We start from the raw sequence: 15,072 nt of genomic DNA, 5'->3' as shown, positions 1-15,072 counted from the left end.
TGATAACCGAAGGTAACCTTTTCTGTACACCCTGTGAAAATGAAGCGGGAAAACGGGAGGGGGCGAGCAAAGTGTTGGTATATAAGGAAAGCGTGATTCTCTGTGGAGGGAAAACTACGGGGTAGTTGCGGGAAAGGCTCCGTATTGATTTTTTTGGTTTACGATTATTCATACCGTGAACAGCGTTAATATGTTGAAAATCGTTCGCCAAAAAGTTAAGGCAATAAATACCATATAGCAGCATCCAACCGTACTTCCAGATAGTGTTATGCAATAGCTTATATCTTCAACGGTCATCAACTCCGCGGTGGTAATTTATGCATACCATACTCAAAAACTATTGTGACGTTTTCAATGTTATCCATATTCCCTTGAAGAATGTTCATCACTTTTATTTTCCGCTCGATCTCATCGATGTCAGCGTGAATTTGGCCAAGGTTGTTATTTCTAACATAGTTAAGTACTCTTTTAATTGATTGATTTTCTTTCATATTTTTGATGAAGCTAGTGTGTGTCCCTTGAGAATAACATTCAGCATATTGGGTTCGGTAGTGAGCATACTTAGTATAGATTTCAGGGATATTGGCGCAATCCAATGCGGGAGACTCTAAGATCTCATCTATTGTTTGCGGGTTCTGCTCAGCCATTTGTCGGATCGCAGCCGGAAGGGATGTATCTTTTTTACCGCTTTTAGAGCCTACACTTTCGAATGTTAAACCGTTTAAAGCATCAGCCGCCAATGCATTGGCGTACAAATTGATGAGCTGATCGACATCTTTTTGTGGTATAGAGTTATGTTTATCTAAGTACCAGTACTGTCCTTTCTTGGTCATTGCGGTTTGTAATTTAAATTTCAGACATTGACCCGCTACTAACCTATAATGATTTGCATTTGCTAATCCTTGATTTGCTCGCTCCTCCAACTGGGTAAAAGAGTCATTATTGAACGGTCCTGTTATTTTATCAACCAATAAACTTTGTAAAGCTTGGGTGTGTGTGATAGCCCCAATTTGGTTGTATTTTAGGATTTTGAGACCGGGGCTGTCGATGTCTTCGCTACGTCGATCTAACATTTCAGCAAACATGCCGTCCGAGTATTTCACCATTTTATCAATCAGAAGATCAAGATTTTTGACCACTTTGCGAATGGCTTCAGGTTGATGATAAAGAATGTTGGTGTACAGTTCCGCGAGATATCCACCGTATTCTTCGCTGAATGCAAAGTCTTTACGCGGGTAGAATACTCTCAAATCGGTAGACCATGCATCATTGACCAATGCCAATTGTCGAATGAAGGTGGGGCTTGCTTTATGTAGGTGAGCTAGGAGGTAAAGGCATTTGAGCATATCTTCGTGATGTGGCTTATCGGCATCTGCTTCTTTGCCTTGCTTTAAATAGGTTTTACGCCAATCTTTACCCCGACTGACAACCTTAGTTGTACCCAAAATGGTATTTAAGTGCGTTTTGAGCGCAGAATCACTGAAGTTCTTCCAAAAGTCATGGTGAGTTTTCTCATCATTCAGCGGCCATAGTTCTTTTCGAAGCCCTTTGAGACTCAGTTTTCCCACTTTATCAGCGGTTTTAAGATGATCATAATCTGATAGGGACGCGAAAAATGACTGAGGTTTAGAATGCAATAAGACCTCATATGGTAGGAGATAGATTTCCCCGTTGCTCACCGGTCTATAGTTACCGCAATGTCTGCGACGTAACTCATCTTTGTTCGTAACACACAGCTTTTCTTTGTTCGTTGAGTCCATGAATTTCTCGCTTATTAATTTTTTCTGCTTTTTGGCTCGCAGGTTTGTTCTAGTATCGATACCAGAGCAACGAGCCAGGTCTTGCTAGTTGCTAGAAACAACAAAACTATCTGACAAAGAGGTAAGCAATATGGTTAACATTGTACAGCGTAACTTGCAGCGAAGCTTGGCTAAAACTATCTCAGAAATCGAACAAGAGACAGGGATACCACAAGACCAGTTAGTAGATATTCTTAACGAAGAGTATGGGTATGTATCCCCAGATGACTCAGAGTCAATTGCTAACTTAAACAAGCAAATTGAGTTAGACAAAGCCGCCGATCGTCATGCCAAGGAAAAGAAGGTAAAGGTCAGTAAAAGAGCCGTGGTTAAAACCATCTACGACCGTGAAACGGGTAAATTAGCTAGAGATTTCAAAGAGGATAATGCAGGTAAAGAGCCTAGCTAGCAGGCTTGATATGCAGTGAGCCATTGAATCTGGTCATGCGGTATCGCTGATTTCCTTGGTAATTAGCGAGTACGTCAGCATTGCTTGGTATTAGGGGCATGTCAAAAAGGATTGATGTACTGTTTCTTCAGACCGGACAAAGACCGGATGTCACTTGTGGTTATGGAACCAGTCGAAGGTTGTACATGGTGGGTATAGCGTTTGTTGGCAATTTGAAGCCTAACAGACAACAGCACCGTGACCGGAAGGGCTGGGAGTAGCTAAAGGGAAATGCTTAGGCTGGATGGAAGAGGCCGAGTGATGGTAACTGTGGCTAAGACGACCAGATATCTACCGGAAGCCCGGAAAGCAAAAACCCAGCCATAGGCTGGGTTCTTTAAATAGTGGTGCCCGGACTCGGAATCGAACCAAGGACACGGGGATTTTCAATCCCCTGCTCTACCGACTGAGCTATCCGGGCAACGGGGCGCATTAAACCGTAAAGGCCTGCTGTCGTCAAATCATTTGTTGTGCCCGGTGGTGTGTTTGCCTGATTTGTGTGCATTCTGTTACAGGCAACCGCTTGCACCCCCGCCAGAAAGGTGCCAGAATTGCGCGGATTTTTTCCACGACTACCCTTAACGAGGTCGCTGCAATGTTCGGATTCTCATCGACATTTCTGGCACATCACAGCCATTGCTTAATGGCGTGTTCTCGTTATGTCCGCTATTTATCTATTCAAGTAACTCAAACTTTCACCATGCGGTGAGGGCAGTGCAGGCTCACACCGGAGCATCAGTAAACTCAGGCAGGCCCTGGTTTTACTGATGTCTGGTGGTCGCAGCTGGTTATCAGTTCAGGCCCCTTATCATTTTCGCCGGGAGAATACTCCCTTTTGTTGTGCCTCTGGCACTCACTCATCCTTGACCCCTGGGGATTTGTGCTTATGAAAGCGTTGAAAATTGCCGCAAGCCATGATGTTGTCGCCTGTTTGTCCACGCACCGCGAAGTCGTGACATTGGATAACACTGATTTCACTGATGTGGCCGTTGTGGTGGTTTCGGTTGCCGACAGCCGTAGCGGTATTCTGACTTTGCTTAAACGTACCGGGTTTAATTTACCGGTGTTCCTTTTCAGCCCTGAGCAGGTTGCTCCGCTTCCGGGTACTGAAGGTGTGATTACGGGAAAAGCACAAGATTTTCTTGAGCTCGAAACGGCAGCATGCCGCTATGAAGAAAATCTGTTACCCCCGTTTTTCGACACGCTGAGCCAGTATGTTGAAATGGGCAACAGCACCTTTGCCTGCCCGGGGCATCAGCATGGTGCGTTTTTCCGTAAGCACCCGGCAGGGCGCCAGTTTTATGATTTCTTCGGCGAAAACGTTTTTCGTGCGGATATGTGCAATGCCGATGTCAAACTGGGTGACCTGCTTATCCATGAAGGCTCGGCGAAAGATGCGCAGAAATTCGCAGCCAAAGTGTTCCACGCAGATAAAACCTACTTTGTTCTGAATGGAACGTCTGCAGCAAATAAAGTGGTGACAAATGCGCTGCTGACCCGGGGAGATCTGGTGCTGTTTGACCGCAATAACCACAAATCCAACCACCATGGTGCGTTAATTCAGGCTGGGGCGACCCCGGTTTACCTGGAAGCAGCACGTAACCCTTTTGGGTTTATTGGCGGGGTGGATGCTCACTGCTTTAACGAAGCGTACTTGCGTGAATCCATTCGCGAAGTGGCCCCAGAACGCGCAGACTTGCCGCGCCCATTCCGCCTGGCGATTATCCAGCTAGGTACTTACGATGGCACGGTATATAACGCCCGCCATGTAGTAGACACCATCGGCCACCTGTGTGATTACATTCTGTTTGACTCAGCCTGGGTTGGCTATGAGCAGTTCCTGCCGATGATGGCAGATTGCTCGCCATTGCGACTGGAGCTCAAACCGGAAGACCCGGGTATTTTTGTCACGCAGTCTGTCCACAAGCAACAGGCCGGGTTTTCTCAAACCTCGCAAATCCATAAAAAAGACGATCATATCCGTGGTCAGTCGCGTTTTTGCCCGCATAAACGCCTGAACAATGCTTTCATGTTGCATGCATCAACCAGCCCGTTTTACCCGCTGTTTGCGGCACTGGATGTGAATGCCAAAATTCATGAAGGGGAAAGTGGCCGGCGCTTATGGGCTGAATGTGTGGATATGGGGATTGAAGCGCGCAAACAGATCCTTGCGCAGTGCAAAATGATCCGCCCGTTTATTCCGCCAGAAATCGATGGCCGCCAGTGGCAGGATTACCCCACGGACACCATAGCCCATGACCGGCGTTTCTTCAGCTTTGAGCCAGGAGCAAACTGGCACGGCTTTGAAGGGTATGCCAAAGATGAATACCTGGTGGACCCGTGCAAATTATTGCTGACCACGCCAGGAATTAATGCAGCAACAGGGAAATACAGTGAGTTCGGTGTTCCTGCTGCGATTCTGGCGCACTACCTGCGTGAAAATGGCATCGTACCGGAAAAATCAGATCTCAACTCGATCCTGTTCTTGTTAACGCCTGCCGAAAGCCCGGAGAAGCTGGCTCAACTTGTGGCTATGCTTGCTCAGTTTGAACACCATATTGAAGACAATACGCCGCTGGCAGATGTGTTACCTACCATCTACCAGAAATACCCGGTACGCTACAAAGGCTATACACTGCGCCAACTTTGCCAGGAAATGCACGATCTTTATGTCAGTTTTGACGTGAAAGATCTGCAAAAAGCGATGTTCCGTAAAGACTGCTTCCCTGAAGTGGTGATGAACCCACAGGATGCCAACAGTGCATTTATTCGTGGTGACGTAGAACTGGTGCGCCTGAGTGAAGCCCAGGGGCGGGTCGCTGCCGAAGGCGCATTACCGTACCCGCCTGGTGTGCTGTGTGTTGTACCTGGTGAAATCTGGGGGGGTGCTGCATTGCGTTACTTCCTGGCGCTGGAAGAGGGTGTCAACCTGCTGCCAGGTTTTTCGCCAGAACTCCAGGGGGTTTACAGCGAGACAGACCCGGATGGCATTAAGCGCCTGTATGGCTATGTGGTGAATAATAATCCGGCCTGATGACAAACCTCATGTCCGCACAGAACAAGAGGGTGCCACCCAATAAAAAACCAGGAAAATCAATTTATTGATTTTCGACTGCTAACTAAAAAGAAGGAAAACCACGCTTTTTCCTTCTTTTTCATCAATCGAAGGGAAAAGCATGCTTTTCCCTTTTTTTGTATTGTTGCCCGGTGAGCGTTTAAAACCTAATGCACCCGGCGGTAGCCTTTTTGCGCGGTATTCACTTTATATAAATACCTGCGTGACTCCGATGACGGGTGGCGGGTGGTTAGTGTTTCATAAACATCGTCCGGCGACAGGCTGTTGATAATCGACACCGCCTGGTCTTTGTCACTGGAGAATACACGCAGTACGCTACCAGCACCGCCGTTATACGCGGTAATAACGGCATAACGCCGCGACGTTGGGTTATCAATGCCTGCAAGGTAAACATTGTTCAGCATCGCCAGGTAGGCTGTACCGGTATCAATATTGTTGCTCGGGTCGAAAAGATAGTTTCTGCTGGGAATACCGCTGCGCCCCTGGGAGCGGAACACATCTTTGCCTGCACTGTGTTGCACCACCTGCATTAACCCCAGCGCATCGGCATTACTTACCGCATAAGGGTTAAAACTGGATTCTGTTTGCATGATTGCCAGAATCAGAGACTCATCCACACCGTATTTGTGAGATGCGCTGCGTACCATGCCAAGGTACTTATGCGCACGCTTATCCAGATGGTTTGCCACCAGGTTAATGGTTACGCTGTAGATAATATGCAGCCCGTTGCTGCGGCTTTGCAGGCGGGTTTGCAGCAGGTAGTCCGCAAACTCTTCCGCACGCCATTTCCAGCGAATGGGCTGGCCACGGTTATCCACTACCTGCCCATATAAGAAAGGTTGTTTGGAAAGCGTTACGTCATCGCTGTCGGAGTAGAGATCAATAGAGCCTGGGTCATCGCCCATCAGCAGCGTCGAGACAATCGCCTGGCGCAAGTGAGCAGCCGGGTCTGTACCGGAGATGGTTTCTACGGTAATCGTCCCGTCATCAAAGTTGATGTGGCTACGGGTCTGATACTGGTCCGTATACTTAACATAGTCTTTCGGCCCGGCGATCAGTACCTCGTTATAACCCCACAGGTTCTCAATATTATTGGCAAACTGCCCCATTAAAATATCGAAACCGTTGGTGTCTTTTACCCACTCTTCGTGATAAGCCGAATCCTTTTTACTGGAGCAGGACACCAAAAGTGGTGCAACAAGAACCAGCGCAATAAGTCTCTTCTTCATTGATGTGTGCAGTTTTATCCATTGAAGGGCACGAGCCCTTATTGTTTTTCTTCGGGTGTAAAACCTTCAATGTGTACGTCTTTACCTTCAAACAGAAAGTTCACCATTTCCTGTTCCAGTAATTTGCGGTGTTCCTGGTTCATCATGTTGAGTTTCTTTTCATTGATCAACATGGTCTGTTTGGTTTGCCACAGCGCCCAGGCTTCTTTGGATATTTCATTATAAATACGTTTACCCAGTTCGCCTGGGTACAACTGGAAATCCTGGCCTTCAGCATCGCGCTGCAGGTAAGTACAAAAAATCGTTCTGCTCATGTCTCATCCTCATTATTTGGTGGGCCTTAAGCAACTGACCCGGCACGCAATTGCTGCAACAGGCGCTCTACCGGCGCCGCTAAACCCACAGCAGGTGGCTGCGGTAAGTTATACCAGAGACCGGTATCTTCCTCCATGCGAAGAGGCCATGTTTCTGCCCGGACTAATACTGGCACAATATCCAAATGGAAATGGCTGAATGTATGGCGAAAAGCCGTAAGTTGCTGGCAATTATCTGCTGAAATATCTCTTGCTTCCAGCCACTGATGCAACGCGTTTTGCGTTTCAAATTGTGGGAAGCAATAAAGCCCACCCCACAAACCAACTGGTGGGCGCTGGCTGAGGTAAACTTCGTCACCATGTTGTACCAGCGCAAACCAGCCAGTGCGCTCCGGCAGTGTTTGCTTTGGTTTTTTCCCCGGAAAGCTGGACCAGTTGCCTGCCTGTTTCGCAAGGCAACCCTGGCTGAGAGGGCAAATCTCACATTTGGGCCGTGAACGGGTGCAAACCATAGCCCCCAGATCCATCATGGCCTGGTTGAACTGGCTGACGCCATGCTCTGGTGTAACTTGCTCACTCAGGCGCCATAAGCGCTTTTCGACTTCTTTTTTGCCCGGCCAGCCTTCTACTGCGTAACACCGTGCCAGAACCCGTTTTACATTGCCATCCAGAATGGGGTAATGCTGGCCGCAGGCAAGAGAAAGCACAGCACCCGCGGTAGAGCGCCCAACACCCGGCAGGGCGGCAACGTCTTCGAAACGTTCAGGAAATTTACCGCCATGCTGTTGCACAACGGTTTGTGCTGCTTTATGCAGGTTGCGGGCGCGGGCATAATAGCCAAGGCCAGTCCATAAGTGCAGGACTTCATCCAGTGGAGCAGCCGCCAGGTCGCGGATATCCGGGTACTTTTCCATAAAACGCTGGAAATAGGGGATAACCGTTGCCACCTGGGTTTGTTGTAACATCACCTCAGACAGCCACACTTTATAAGGCGTTTTTGCCAGCTGCCAGGGCAAGGTTTTTCGGCCATACTTTTCATACCAGTCGAGCACCTGGCGAGAGAATTGAAGCGCTTGTATCATTTACGCACAGTATCCGACTCAGTCAATTTAGGTGTCAGATTCCAGCACAGCACGGGCCTGCTGTAAACAGCTGGTGTCCGGCGCTTGCATCGGCGGAGTAACTTTGGATAATGCCCGTTTCCTGAACATTAACTCAAGCAGAGTTTCCACCATGATAAACGACGTGATTTCACCGGAATTTGATGAGAATGGTCGCGCATTACGCCGCATTCGTAGTTTTGTCCGCCGCCAGGGCCGCCTGACTAAAGGGCAACAACATGCGCTGGACCACTACTGGCCGGTGATGGGCGTTGAATTTGATGGTCAGCCCATCGATTTTGCTGCGCTGTTTGGGCGGGAAGCGCCTGTTACTCTGGAAATTGGGTTCGGGATGGGCGCATCGCTGGTGGCAATGGCCGCGGCCAATCCACACCAGAATTTTCTGGGAATTGAGGTTCATGCACCGGGTGTGGGGGCGTGCCTGAGTGCTGCCCATGAAGCCGGGCTGACTAACCTGCGTGTAATGTGCCATGATGCCATTGAAGTACTGGATATGATGATCCCGGAAAACAGCCTGTCCATGGTGCAACTGTTCTTCCCGGATCCCTGGCATAAAGCGCGCCATAATAAACGCCGAATTGTTCAGGTGCCGTTTGCCGAAAAGGTGAAAGGGAAACTAAAATTGGGCGGTGTTTTCCATATGGCGACAGACTGGGAACCTTATGCAGAACATATGCTCGAAGTAATGTCATCGGTGGACGGTTATCAAAACTTGTCGGAGAGTGGCGATTATGTACCTCGCCCTCAATCCCGTCCGGTCACCAAATTTGAACAACGCGGCCAGCGTCTCGGCCACGGTGTATGGGACTTAATGTTCGAGAGGATCAAATAATGGCAATAAACCGCAGCCGTCGTTTACGCAAAAAAATGCATATCGACGAGTTTCAGGAAGTGGGGTTTTCGGTGGCATGGCGTTTCCCGGAAGGTACTCCGGAAGAACAAATTGATAAAACCGTTGATGACTTAATTAATGAAGTAATTGAGCCAAATGGCCTGGCCTTTGATGGTAGTGGTTACCTTGCCTGGGAAGGGCTGATTTGCATGCAGCAAATTGGCAAATGTACCGAAGAGCATCAGGCGCTGGTAAAAAACTGGCTCGAAGCACGCCAGTTGTCAGAAATTCGCACCAGCGACTTGTTCGACGTCTGGTGGGATTAAGTGCAGGATGTTCAACGGGTCGGTTGCTACCGGCCCGTTTTTTCTTTATGGAGTAGCAAATGCAGAAGTTATCCCTTGCGCTGGCTGCGTTACTGGCTGTCAGCACGGCGGCGAAAGCTGATTACCAGTGCAGTGTCAGCCCCAAAGATGATGTGGTTATCAACCCTCAACAAGTGCAGGTGGTTGGGCAACATGGCGACCTGGTTATTTCACCTCAGGGCGCAGTTCAGTTTAATGGTAAAGCGCAATCGCTTTCTGCCAGCCAGCAACAACAGGCTGTAAATTACCAACAGGCACTGCGTAACGACCTGCCGTGGATTGATAACGGTGCCAGATCACGGGTTGAGAAAGGCCGCGCGGCACTGGACAAAATCATCACCGAACAGGTGGGGGAAAGCAGTAGCATGCACGGGCGGCTGGAAAAGCTTGATGCACAGTTAAAAGCGCAGATGAACCGCATTATCGAACACCGTAGTGATGGCCTGGCTTTTCACTACAAAGCTATTGACCAGGTCAGGGCAGATGGCCAGCAACTGGTTAACCAGGCCATGGGTGGCATTCTGCAGGACAGTATCAATGAGATGGGAGCGAAAGCGCTCACTGGTGGGAACAGCAAAGGTGGTTTACAAGGGATACTGGGTAACCTTGGCGGGATGCAAAATGCCATTCAGCAAGAGTGGAATAACCAGCAGGCTGATTTCAAACAGTTTGGCAAAGATGTTTGCTCCCGGGTGATTTCCCTGGAAGACCAGCGCAAGGCACTGGTGAAAGGCCTGAAGTAAGTCAGTTACGAAAAAGAATACCAGGCTCGAGTCTGATGACAAACCTCATGTTCGCACAGAACGAGAGGATGTCACCCAATAAAAAGCCAGGGAAATCAATTCATTGATTTTCGGCTGCTAACTAAAAAGAAGGGAAAACCACGCTTTTCCCTTCTTTTTCATCAATCTGAGGCTCCCCTTTTATTGCCGGGGAGCCTGTTTCAGTCATCCACCAAAAACAGCCCCAGTAGCGAGTTCAGAAACAGTTTCCCGTGCTGAGTAATTTGCCACTCTGATGCCGTTTCGGTGAGGTAGCCCTGGGCAATGGCTTCATCCAGTTGCGGGCGGACCACTGTTTCGCCAAGGCCGGTTAGTTGCAGGAAATCGTTCCGGGGAACGGGTTCTAACAGCCGGAAGCGGTTCATAAAGAATTCAAATGGCTTATCTGCCACTGCCACTTCATGCTCTCTGTCGAGGTATTTTCCGGCCATATAACCGCGTGGGTGGCGAGTTTTTGCCCGGCGAACAATCCGGTTATCCGGCCAGGTGATTTTGCCGTGTGCACCGCAACCAATTCCCAGGTAGTCACCAAAGCGCCAGTAGTTGAGATTATGCTGGCACTGGTAGCCTGGTTTGGCATAAGCGGATGTTTCGTATTGCTGGTAACCCGCCGCACTCAGCAGTTTATCGCCCTGCTCGAAAATGTCCCATAAGGTATCGTCGTCGGGCAGCACTGGTGGGCGTGAGCCGAATAGCGTATTGGGTTCGATAGTAAGCTGGTACCAGGACAAATGTGGCGGGTTCAGTGCTATCGCCTGGCGCAAATCGCCCAGCGCTTCCTCCAGCGACTGGTCAGGCAGCCCGTGCATCAAATCCAGGTTAAAACTCCGCAAGCCAAGCGAGGAGGCCAGTTGCGCGGCGCTTTTTGCTTCATCCGGGCCATGAATACGCCCCAGACGTTGTAGCTTTTCCTGGCTGAAGCTTTGGACACCAATGGAAATGCGGTTAACACCGGCTGCCTGGTAAGCGGCAAAACGGCCGGCCTCAACGGTACCCGGGTTAGCTTCCATGGTGATTTCTGCACCGGTTGCCAGCGGTAAACGTTCGCGTACGCCATCGAGCAGCTTTTGCATCGCTTCGCCAGAAAGCAGGCTTGGTGTTCCACCGCCAATAAATATTGTGCTGACAGCCCGGCCCTGTGCGGCAGGCAGTTCGTTGTCTAAATCTCTCAGCAGGTGGCTGACATATTCATCATGAGGCACATCGCCTTTCAGTGCATGAGAGTTAAAGTCGCAGTAAGGGCATTTCTGCACACACCAGGGAATATGGATGTACAAACTCAGTGGCGGCAAATCAGCCATTGCGCATTGCTTCCAGTAGTAATGCCAGTGCCTGGCCACGGTGTGAAATAGCGCGTTTCTCTTCTTTAGTTAATTCCGCAGCAGTTTTGCCTTCAGAAGCAACGTAGAAAATGGGGTCATAACCAAACCCACCCTGGCCTGCCGGGACGCGGGTGATTTCCCCTTCCCATGAGCCATGGCACACCAGTGGTGTGGGGTCATCAGCATGGCGCATGTACACCAGTACACAGTGAAAACGTGCTTTACGCAGGTTATCTGGCACGGAGTTCATAGTGTGCAATAACTTTTCCAGATTCTGCTGGTCTGTTGCCTCTTCGCCCGCATAGCGTGCGGAATAAATACCCGGAGCACCGCCCAGTGCATCTACTGCCAGGCCTGAATCATCGGCAATGGCTGGCAGCTCGGTGATACGCGCCGCATGGCGGGCTTTGAGAATGGCATTCTCAATAAAGGTGCCACCGGTTTCTTCAGCTGAATCAACGCCCAACTCGGTTTGCGCGACAATATCCAGACCGAAATTTTCCAGCAAGTCAGCCAGTTCGCGAACTTTTCCCGCATTACCGGTCGCCAGTACGACTTTTTGCATAACGAATACCACAGATTAATTAAGACAGGCCGCAACAACCGGCGGAATGGTTTTTGGTGAACTGATTAGCACTGATTTATGACGGCCAAGTTCACCTTTGGTAAGTGACACCTGGCTTTTGGCAACCCGGAATTGTTTTGCCAGAAATTTAACCAGGTGAGCGTTGGCCTGGCCGTCAACCGGCGGCGCGGTGATAGCGATTTTTAACTCATCGCCATGCAGGCCAACAATGGCATCCCGGCTGGCTTTGGGCTGAATAAACAGGTTCAGCGCCAGCCCGGATTCAGTCTGGGTTACTGCACTCAAAGCTGGTACCACAGCCCCGGGAACAGATCCATACCCAGGTAATTGAGCAGATACAGAATAATAATTACGCCCATAGCGGAAAAGTCGATACCGCCCATCGCCGGGATAAAGCGGCGAATGGGTGCCATCAATGGTTCAGTGAGCTGCATCAGTACAAACTCCATCGGGCTACGCCCCTGGCTTACCCAGCTCATAATGGAGCGCACAATGATGACCCAGAATACCAGTGAGCCGGCACTTTTAAGTAACGACAGCAGGCCAACCAACAAGTTAACCGGGCCAATCGCCAGCACTCCTGCCTGAATCAGTAGCAGAAGTGGGAATTTAAGCGTGGTAAGAATAAACGCGACCAGCAAAGAAGCGGTATCCACCGGGCCAATTGACGGAATGATCCGGCGCAACGGGCCAATGATGGGTTGGGTAATCTTCACAATAAATTGTGAAAGCGGGTTATAAAAATCACAACGTGACCACTGCATCCAGATACGGAGCAGTAATACCATCACATACAATTCAATGATGGTTTTGGCCAGGAAAGTCAACGTCAGCATGGCATTCCTCTGTAGTTATTGTCCCTGGTGCGCGGAGTAATCCCGTGCGCCAAAAATAGCTGTACCAATTCGAACCATGGTGGAACCTGCGGCAATGGCTGCTTCCATATCATCCGTCATGCCCAGCGAAAGTGTATCAATGCCAGAATAGCGGCTTTGTAGCGCGTTAAATGCTACAGCCATTTGTTGGCAGACAGCAAATTGCCTGGCGTAATCCTGTTCTGGCGCAGGAATCGCCATCAGCCCGCGTAAGCGTAACCCCGGTAAACTGCTTACCAGGTCTGCAAGGGCGTCTACTTCAGCTAATGCGATACCCGATTTACTGGTTTCATCGCTGATATTAACCTGAATCAGCACATTCAATGGCGCTAATTCGCCTGGGCGCTGTTCACTGAGCCGCGTGGCGATTTTTTGCCGGTCAATGGTATGGCACCAGTCAAAGTTTTCGGCAACCAGGCGGCTTTTATTGGACTGTAAAGGGCCAATAAAGTGCCAGGTCAGGCCGGTAACCCCTTGCTCACGAAACAGGGCAATTTTATCGGCACCTTCCTGAACATAGTTTTCACCAAACTCCCGTTGCCCGGCGGCAATGGCTTGTGCGATATCACTCGCAGGTTTGGTTTTACTGACTGCAAGAAGGGAAACTTCTTTTGGAGCACGGCCGCAACGTTCTGCAGCCGCTGAGATTCTCTGCTGAACCTGCGCTAAGTTGTGGGCAATGTCGTTCATGAGTTTCAGGATAAGCCAAAATGGAAGAAATCGTGGCCCTTAGTGTAAAGCATAATGTCTCTGATCTACACCTGTGTAGCAGTGGGCATTTTTACTGGCGTAAAGATGGCGTAATGGAACCAGCCCCATGTGCTTTGCCCAATATATCCGCATTGCTGGATTTGTGGCTAACACCAGAACAGCACAGCCAGTTTAAACACCATGGCCAACTTGATTTCGCCGTGGAACTGGCAAATGGCCAGCGGTTAAGGGCTAATGCTTTCCTTCAGGTGGCAGGGGTGTCACTGGCGTTGCGTATTTTACCGCAGGTATGCCCTGAGTTAACCGCATTACAGGTTCCAGAAGCATTAATGGCATTGTTACAGGAGCAGTCAGGGCTGGTATTGGTGTGTGGCGCTACGGGCAGCGGTAAGTCCACTACACTGGCGGCCATGGTTGGTGAGCTGAACCGGCAAACGCAGGCACATATTATTACCCTTGAAGACCCGGTTGAGTTCGTTCACAAACCTCCTCAGGGTGTAATCCAGCAGCGTGAAGTCGGCCTGCACTGTGCTTCTTTTGCGGCCGGGCTGAAGGGCGCTTTACGCCAGGATCCGGATGTTATTTTGCTGGGTGAACTACGAGACAGCGAAACGATACGCCTCGCCCTGACAGCGGCTGAAACAGGGCACCTGGTACTGGCAACACTGCATACTCGTGGGGCTGCACAAGCTGTAGAACGGCTGGTGGATGTCTTCCCGGCGGAAGAGAAAAGTATGGTCCGCACTCAACTTGCTGGCAGCCTTAAAGGTGTTGTGGCTCAACAACTGGCTGTGCGTAAAGGTGGTGGGCGGGTGGCTTTGTTTGAGCTTTTAGTTGTTACGCCAGCCGTTTCCAGCCTGGTTCGTGAAGGGAAAACACACCAGTTACCTGGTGTATTACAAACAGGCAAGCAGGCTGGCATGCAAACTTTCGAACAAAGCCGCGCCGAACGTGATGCGGCGGGCATGCTTGCATAAGTGCTTTGGGTTGTCTTTTGGTGTGGAACTGCACAAACGGCGCGGTACAAAAGCCTGCATGCAGTGCTGGCCAGAAGGTGCCACTGCTGGGCTATTGCTAAGCAGTGGGTGAGTAATCAATGGATGGGCAAAGAATATAATATTCCATTGATTGCAATAGTAAGTTTGCCTGGTTTTTTGAGTTGAGTTGCCGTGCGAGTGGTTATTAAGAAGAGTGATATAGCACAAGCGACGCTATTTACAGCATTGTGGATATAATTGAGCCCAGTGCAGTGACTAGGCTCAATTTGGCTGTTCAGTACCGGGAGCAGGGGGATAAAAACGCCCCGGTACCAGAACAATTACTCTTATTTGTTCAGTTCAGCAGTCATGTGAACCTGGTTGCCAGAGTATGCTTCAGTGATTTGGTAAGAAGCTGCACCAGCTTGTTTAGCCTGAGCTGCTATCTGTGCTTCTGCACCATCCAGAGTGCTGGCGGTAGCAGTAACGGTTTGTGCAAAGCTTGCAAAAGAAACCAGAGAGAGAGCAGCAGCAGCGAACAGAGTTTTAGCAGATTTCATGGTCTTTTCCTTATTTAATTCAATTTGTTATCGTTAAAGGCGAGTGCCTTTGATGTGGGTTATAATAACGCTTGA

At 49.6% G+C, this 15,072-nt stretch carries 16 protein-coding genes and 1 tRNA gene; 6 read left to right on the top strand and 11 right to left on the bottom strand.

Features of this window, described 5'->3' with window-relative positions:
* Positions 1-296 precede the first annotated feature (296 nt).
* Entirely contained in the window at positions 297-1,760 is a 1,464-nt protein-coding gene (locus DES37_RS02115; RefSeq protein WP_110024659.1) for a hypothetical protein, read from the bottom strand.
* A 130-nt stretch (positions 1,761-1,890) separates the two neighbouring features.
* Here DES37_RS02115 and DES37_RS02110 point away from each other — a divergent pair, with 130 nt between their 5' ends.
* Positions 1,891-2,208, top strand: coding sequence for a hypothetical protein (locus DES37_RS02110; RefSeq protein WP_110024658.1), 318 nt, complete (start codon positions 1,891-1,893; stop codon positions 2,206-2,208).
* 384 nt (positions 2,209-2,592) lie between these two features.
* On the opposite strand, the gene DES37_RS02105 is transcribed toward DES37_RS02110, so the two are convergent.
* A tRNA-Phe gene (locus DES37_RS02105) sits at positions 2,593-2,668 on the bottom strand.
* A gap of 465 nt (positions 2,669-3,133) precedes the next feature.
* On the opposite strand from DES37_RS02105, the gene DES37_RS02100 reads away from it, so the two are divergent.
* Positions 3,134-5,281 (top strand): ornithine decarboxylase, encoded by a 2,148-nt coding sequence (locus DES37_RS02100; protein ID WP_110024657.1) that lies wholly within the window; start codon positions 3,134-3,136, stop codon positions 5,279-5,281.
* Between the two features lie 188 nt (positions 5,282-5,469).
* Here the strand turns inward: DES37_RS02100 and mltC are convergent, their stop codons facing one another.
* From mltC to mutY, 3 genes are read right to left on the bottom strand one after another with little or no spacing between them, the layout of a single operon-like run.
* Positions 5,470-6,552, bottom strand: a complete 1,083-nt coding sequence (mltC, locus tag DES37_RS02095; protein ID WP_036102878.1) for a membrane-bound lytic murein transglycosylase MltC — start codon at positions 6,550-6,552, stop codon at positions 5,470-5,472.
* A 38-nt stretch (positions 6,553-6,590) separates the two neighbouring features.
* Complete coding sequence (locus tag DES37_RS02090) at positions 6,591-6,866, bottom strand: oxidative damage protection protein (protein WP_036102877.1); 276 nt, start codon at positions 6,864-6,866, stop codon at positions 6,591-6,593.
* 26 nt (positions 6,867-6,892) lie between these two features.
* Positions 6,893-7,945, bottom strand: coding sequence for an A/G-specific adenine glycosylase (mutY, locus tag DES37_RS02085; RefSeq protein WP_170123713.1), 1,053 nt, complete (start codon positions 7,943-7,945; stop codon positions 6,893-6,895).
* A gap of 154 nt (positions 7,946-8,099) precedes the next feature.
* On the opposite strand from mutY, the gene trmB reads away from it, so the two are divergent.
* Genes trmB through DES37_RS02070 form a run of 3 tightly spaced genes read left to right on the top strand, consistent with a single transcriptional unit; the run spans position 8,100 to position 9,927 of the window.
* Complete coding sequence (gene trmB, locus DES37_RS02080) at positions 8,100-8,819, top strand: tRNA (guanosine(46)-N7)-methyltransferase TrmB (protein ID WP_110024655.1); 720 nt, start codon at positions 8,100-8,102, stop codon at positions 8,817-8,819.
* A complete protein-coding gene (locus DES37_RS02075) occupies positions 8,819-9,145 on the top strand; it encodes a YggL family protein (RefSeq protein WP_110024654.1) in 327 nt (108 codons plus the stop codon). Before trmB ends, DES37_RS02075 begins: the two co-directional genes overlap by 1 nt.
* Before the next feature lie 59 nt (positions 9,146-9,204).
* On the top strand, positions 9,205-9,927 hold the full coding sequence (locus DES37_RS02070) for a DUF2884 family protein (RefSeq protein WP_110024653.1): 723 nt from the start codon (positions 9,205-9,207) through the stop codon (positions 9,925-9,927).
* 200 nt (positions 9,928-10,127) lie between these two features.
* Here the strand turns inward: DES37_RS02070 and hemW are convergent, their stop codons facing one another.
* Genes hemW through DES37_RS02045 form a run of 5 tightly spaced genes read right to left on the bottom strand, consistent with a single transcriptional unit; the run spans position 10,128 to position 13,439 of the window.
* Complete coding sequence (gene hemW, locus DES37_RS02065; protein WP_110024652.1) at positions 10,128-11,267, bottom strand: radical SAM family heme chaperone HemW; 1,140 nt, start codon at positions 11,265-11,267, stop codon at positions 10,128-10,130.
* Positions 11,260-11,853: an XTP/dITP diphosphatase gene (locus DES37_RS02060; protein ID WP_110024651.1), complete on the bottom strand. Its 594-nt coding sequence runs from the start codon at positions 11,851-11,853 to the stop codon at positions 11,260-11,262. The genes hemW and DES37_RS02060 overlap by 8 nt, the downstream gene beginning before the upstream one ends.
* Positions 11,854-11,868: 15 nt before the next feature.
* Entirely contained in the window at positions 11,869-12,159 is a 291-nt protein-coding gene (gene yggU / locus DES37_RS02055; protein WP_036102868.1) for a DUF167 family protein YggU, read from the bottom strand.
* Entirely contained in the window at positions 12,156-12,710 is a 555-nt protein-coding gene (locus tag DES37_RS02050) for a YggT family protein (RefSeq protein ID WP_036102866.1), read from the bottom strand. Before DES37_RS02050 ends, yggU begins: the two co-directional genes overlap by 4 nt.
* Before the next feature lie 15 nt (positions 12,711-12,725).
* Positions 12,726-13,439, bottom strand: a complete 714-nt coding sequence (locus DES37_RS02045; protein WP_036102864.1) for a YggS family pyridoxal phosphate-dependent enzyme — start codon at positions 13,437-13,439, stop codon at positions 12,726-12,728.
* A gap of 20 nt (positions 13,440-13,459) precedes the next feature.
* Between DES37_RS02045 and DES37_RS02040 the strand changes: the two genes are divergently transcribed.
* On the top strand, positions 13,460-14,437 hold the full coding sequence (locus DES37_RS02040; protein WP_110024650.1) for a type IV pilus twitching motility protein PilT: 978 nt from the start codon (positions 13,460-13,462) through the stop codon (positions 14,435-14,437).
* Between the two features lie 347 nt (positions 14,438-14,784).
* On the opposite strand, the gene DES37_RS02035 is transcribed toward DES37_RS02040, so the two are convergent.
* Positions 14,785-14,997, bottom strand: coding sequence for a YdgH/BhsA/McbA-like domain containing protein (locus DES37_RS02035; protein ID WP_036102860.1), 213 nt, complete (start codon positions 14,995-14,997; stop codon positions 14,785-14,787).
* Between the last annotated feature and the right edge of the window lie 75 nt (positions 14,998-15,072).

The organism is Mangrovibacter plantisponsor (assembly GCF_003182475.1).
GTDB classification, from domain to species: Bacteria; Pseudomonadota; Gammaproteobacteria; order Enterobacterales; family Enterobacteriaceae; genus Mangrovibacter; species Mangrovibacter plantisponsor.
Note: the sequence above shows the minus strand (reverse complement) of the source record. Positions and strands in the feature narration are given on the sequence as shown.

Bases quoted from the DNA above. Each gene is read 5' to 3' on its own strand.
- DES37_RS02035 (WP_036102860.1), bottom strand. From the start codon at position 14,997: ATGAAATCTGCTAAAACTCTGTTCGCTGCTGCTGCTCTCTCTCTGGTT.
- DES37_RS02110 (WP_110024658.1), top strand. From the start codon at position 1,891: ATGGTTAACATTGTACAGCGTAACTTGCAGCGAAGCTTGGCTAAAACT.
- DES37_RS02115 (WP_110024659.1), bottom strand. From the start codon at position 1,760: ATGGACTCAACGAACAAAGAAAAGCTGTGTGTTACGAACAAAGATGAG.
- DES37_RS02060 (WP_110024651.1), bottom strand. From the start codon at position 11,853: ATGCAAAAAGTCGTACTGGCGACCGGTAATGCGGGAAAAGTTCGCGAA.
- DES37_RS02045 (WP_036102864.1), bottom strand. From the start codon at position 13,439: ATGAACGACATTGCCCACAACTTAGCGCAGGTTCAGCAGAGAATCTCA.
- DES37_RS02070 (WP_110024653.1), top strand. From the start codon at position 9,205: ATGCAGAAGTTATCCCTTGCGCTGGCTGCGTTACTGGCTGTCAGCACG.
- DES37_RS02100 (WP_110024657.1), top strand. From the start codon at position 3,134: ATGAAAGCGTTGAAAATTGCCGCAAGCCATGATGTTGTCGCCTGTTTG.
- mltC (WP_036102878.1), bottom strand. From the start codon at position 6,552: ATGAAGAAGAGACTTATTGCGCTGGTTCTTGTTGCACCACTTTTGGTG.
- DES37_RS02040 (WP_110024650.1), top strand. From the start codon at position 13,460: ATGGAAGAAATCGTGGCCCTTAGTGTAAAGCATAATGTCTCTGATCTA.
- DES37_RS02075 (WP_110024654.1), top strand. From the start codon at position 8,819: ATGGCAATAAACCGCAGCCGTCGTTTACGCAAAAAAATGCATATCGAC.
- trmB (WP_110024655.1), top strand. From the start codon at position 8,100: ATGATAAACGACGTGATTTCACCGGAATTTGATGAGAATGGTCGCGCA.
- DES37_RS02050 (WP_036102866.1), bottom strand. From the start codon at position 12,710: ATGCTGACGTTGACTTTCCTGGCCAAAACCATCATTGAATTGTATGTG.
- DES37_RS02090 (WP_036102877.1), bottom strand. From the start codon at position 6,866: ATGAGCAGAACGATTTTTTGTACTTACCTGCAGCGCGATGCTGAAGGC.
- hemW (WP_110024652.1), bottom strand. From the start codon at position 11,267: ATGGCTGATTTGCCGCCACTGAGTTTGTACATCCATATTCCCTGGTGT.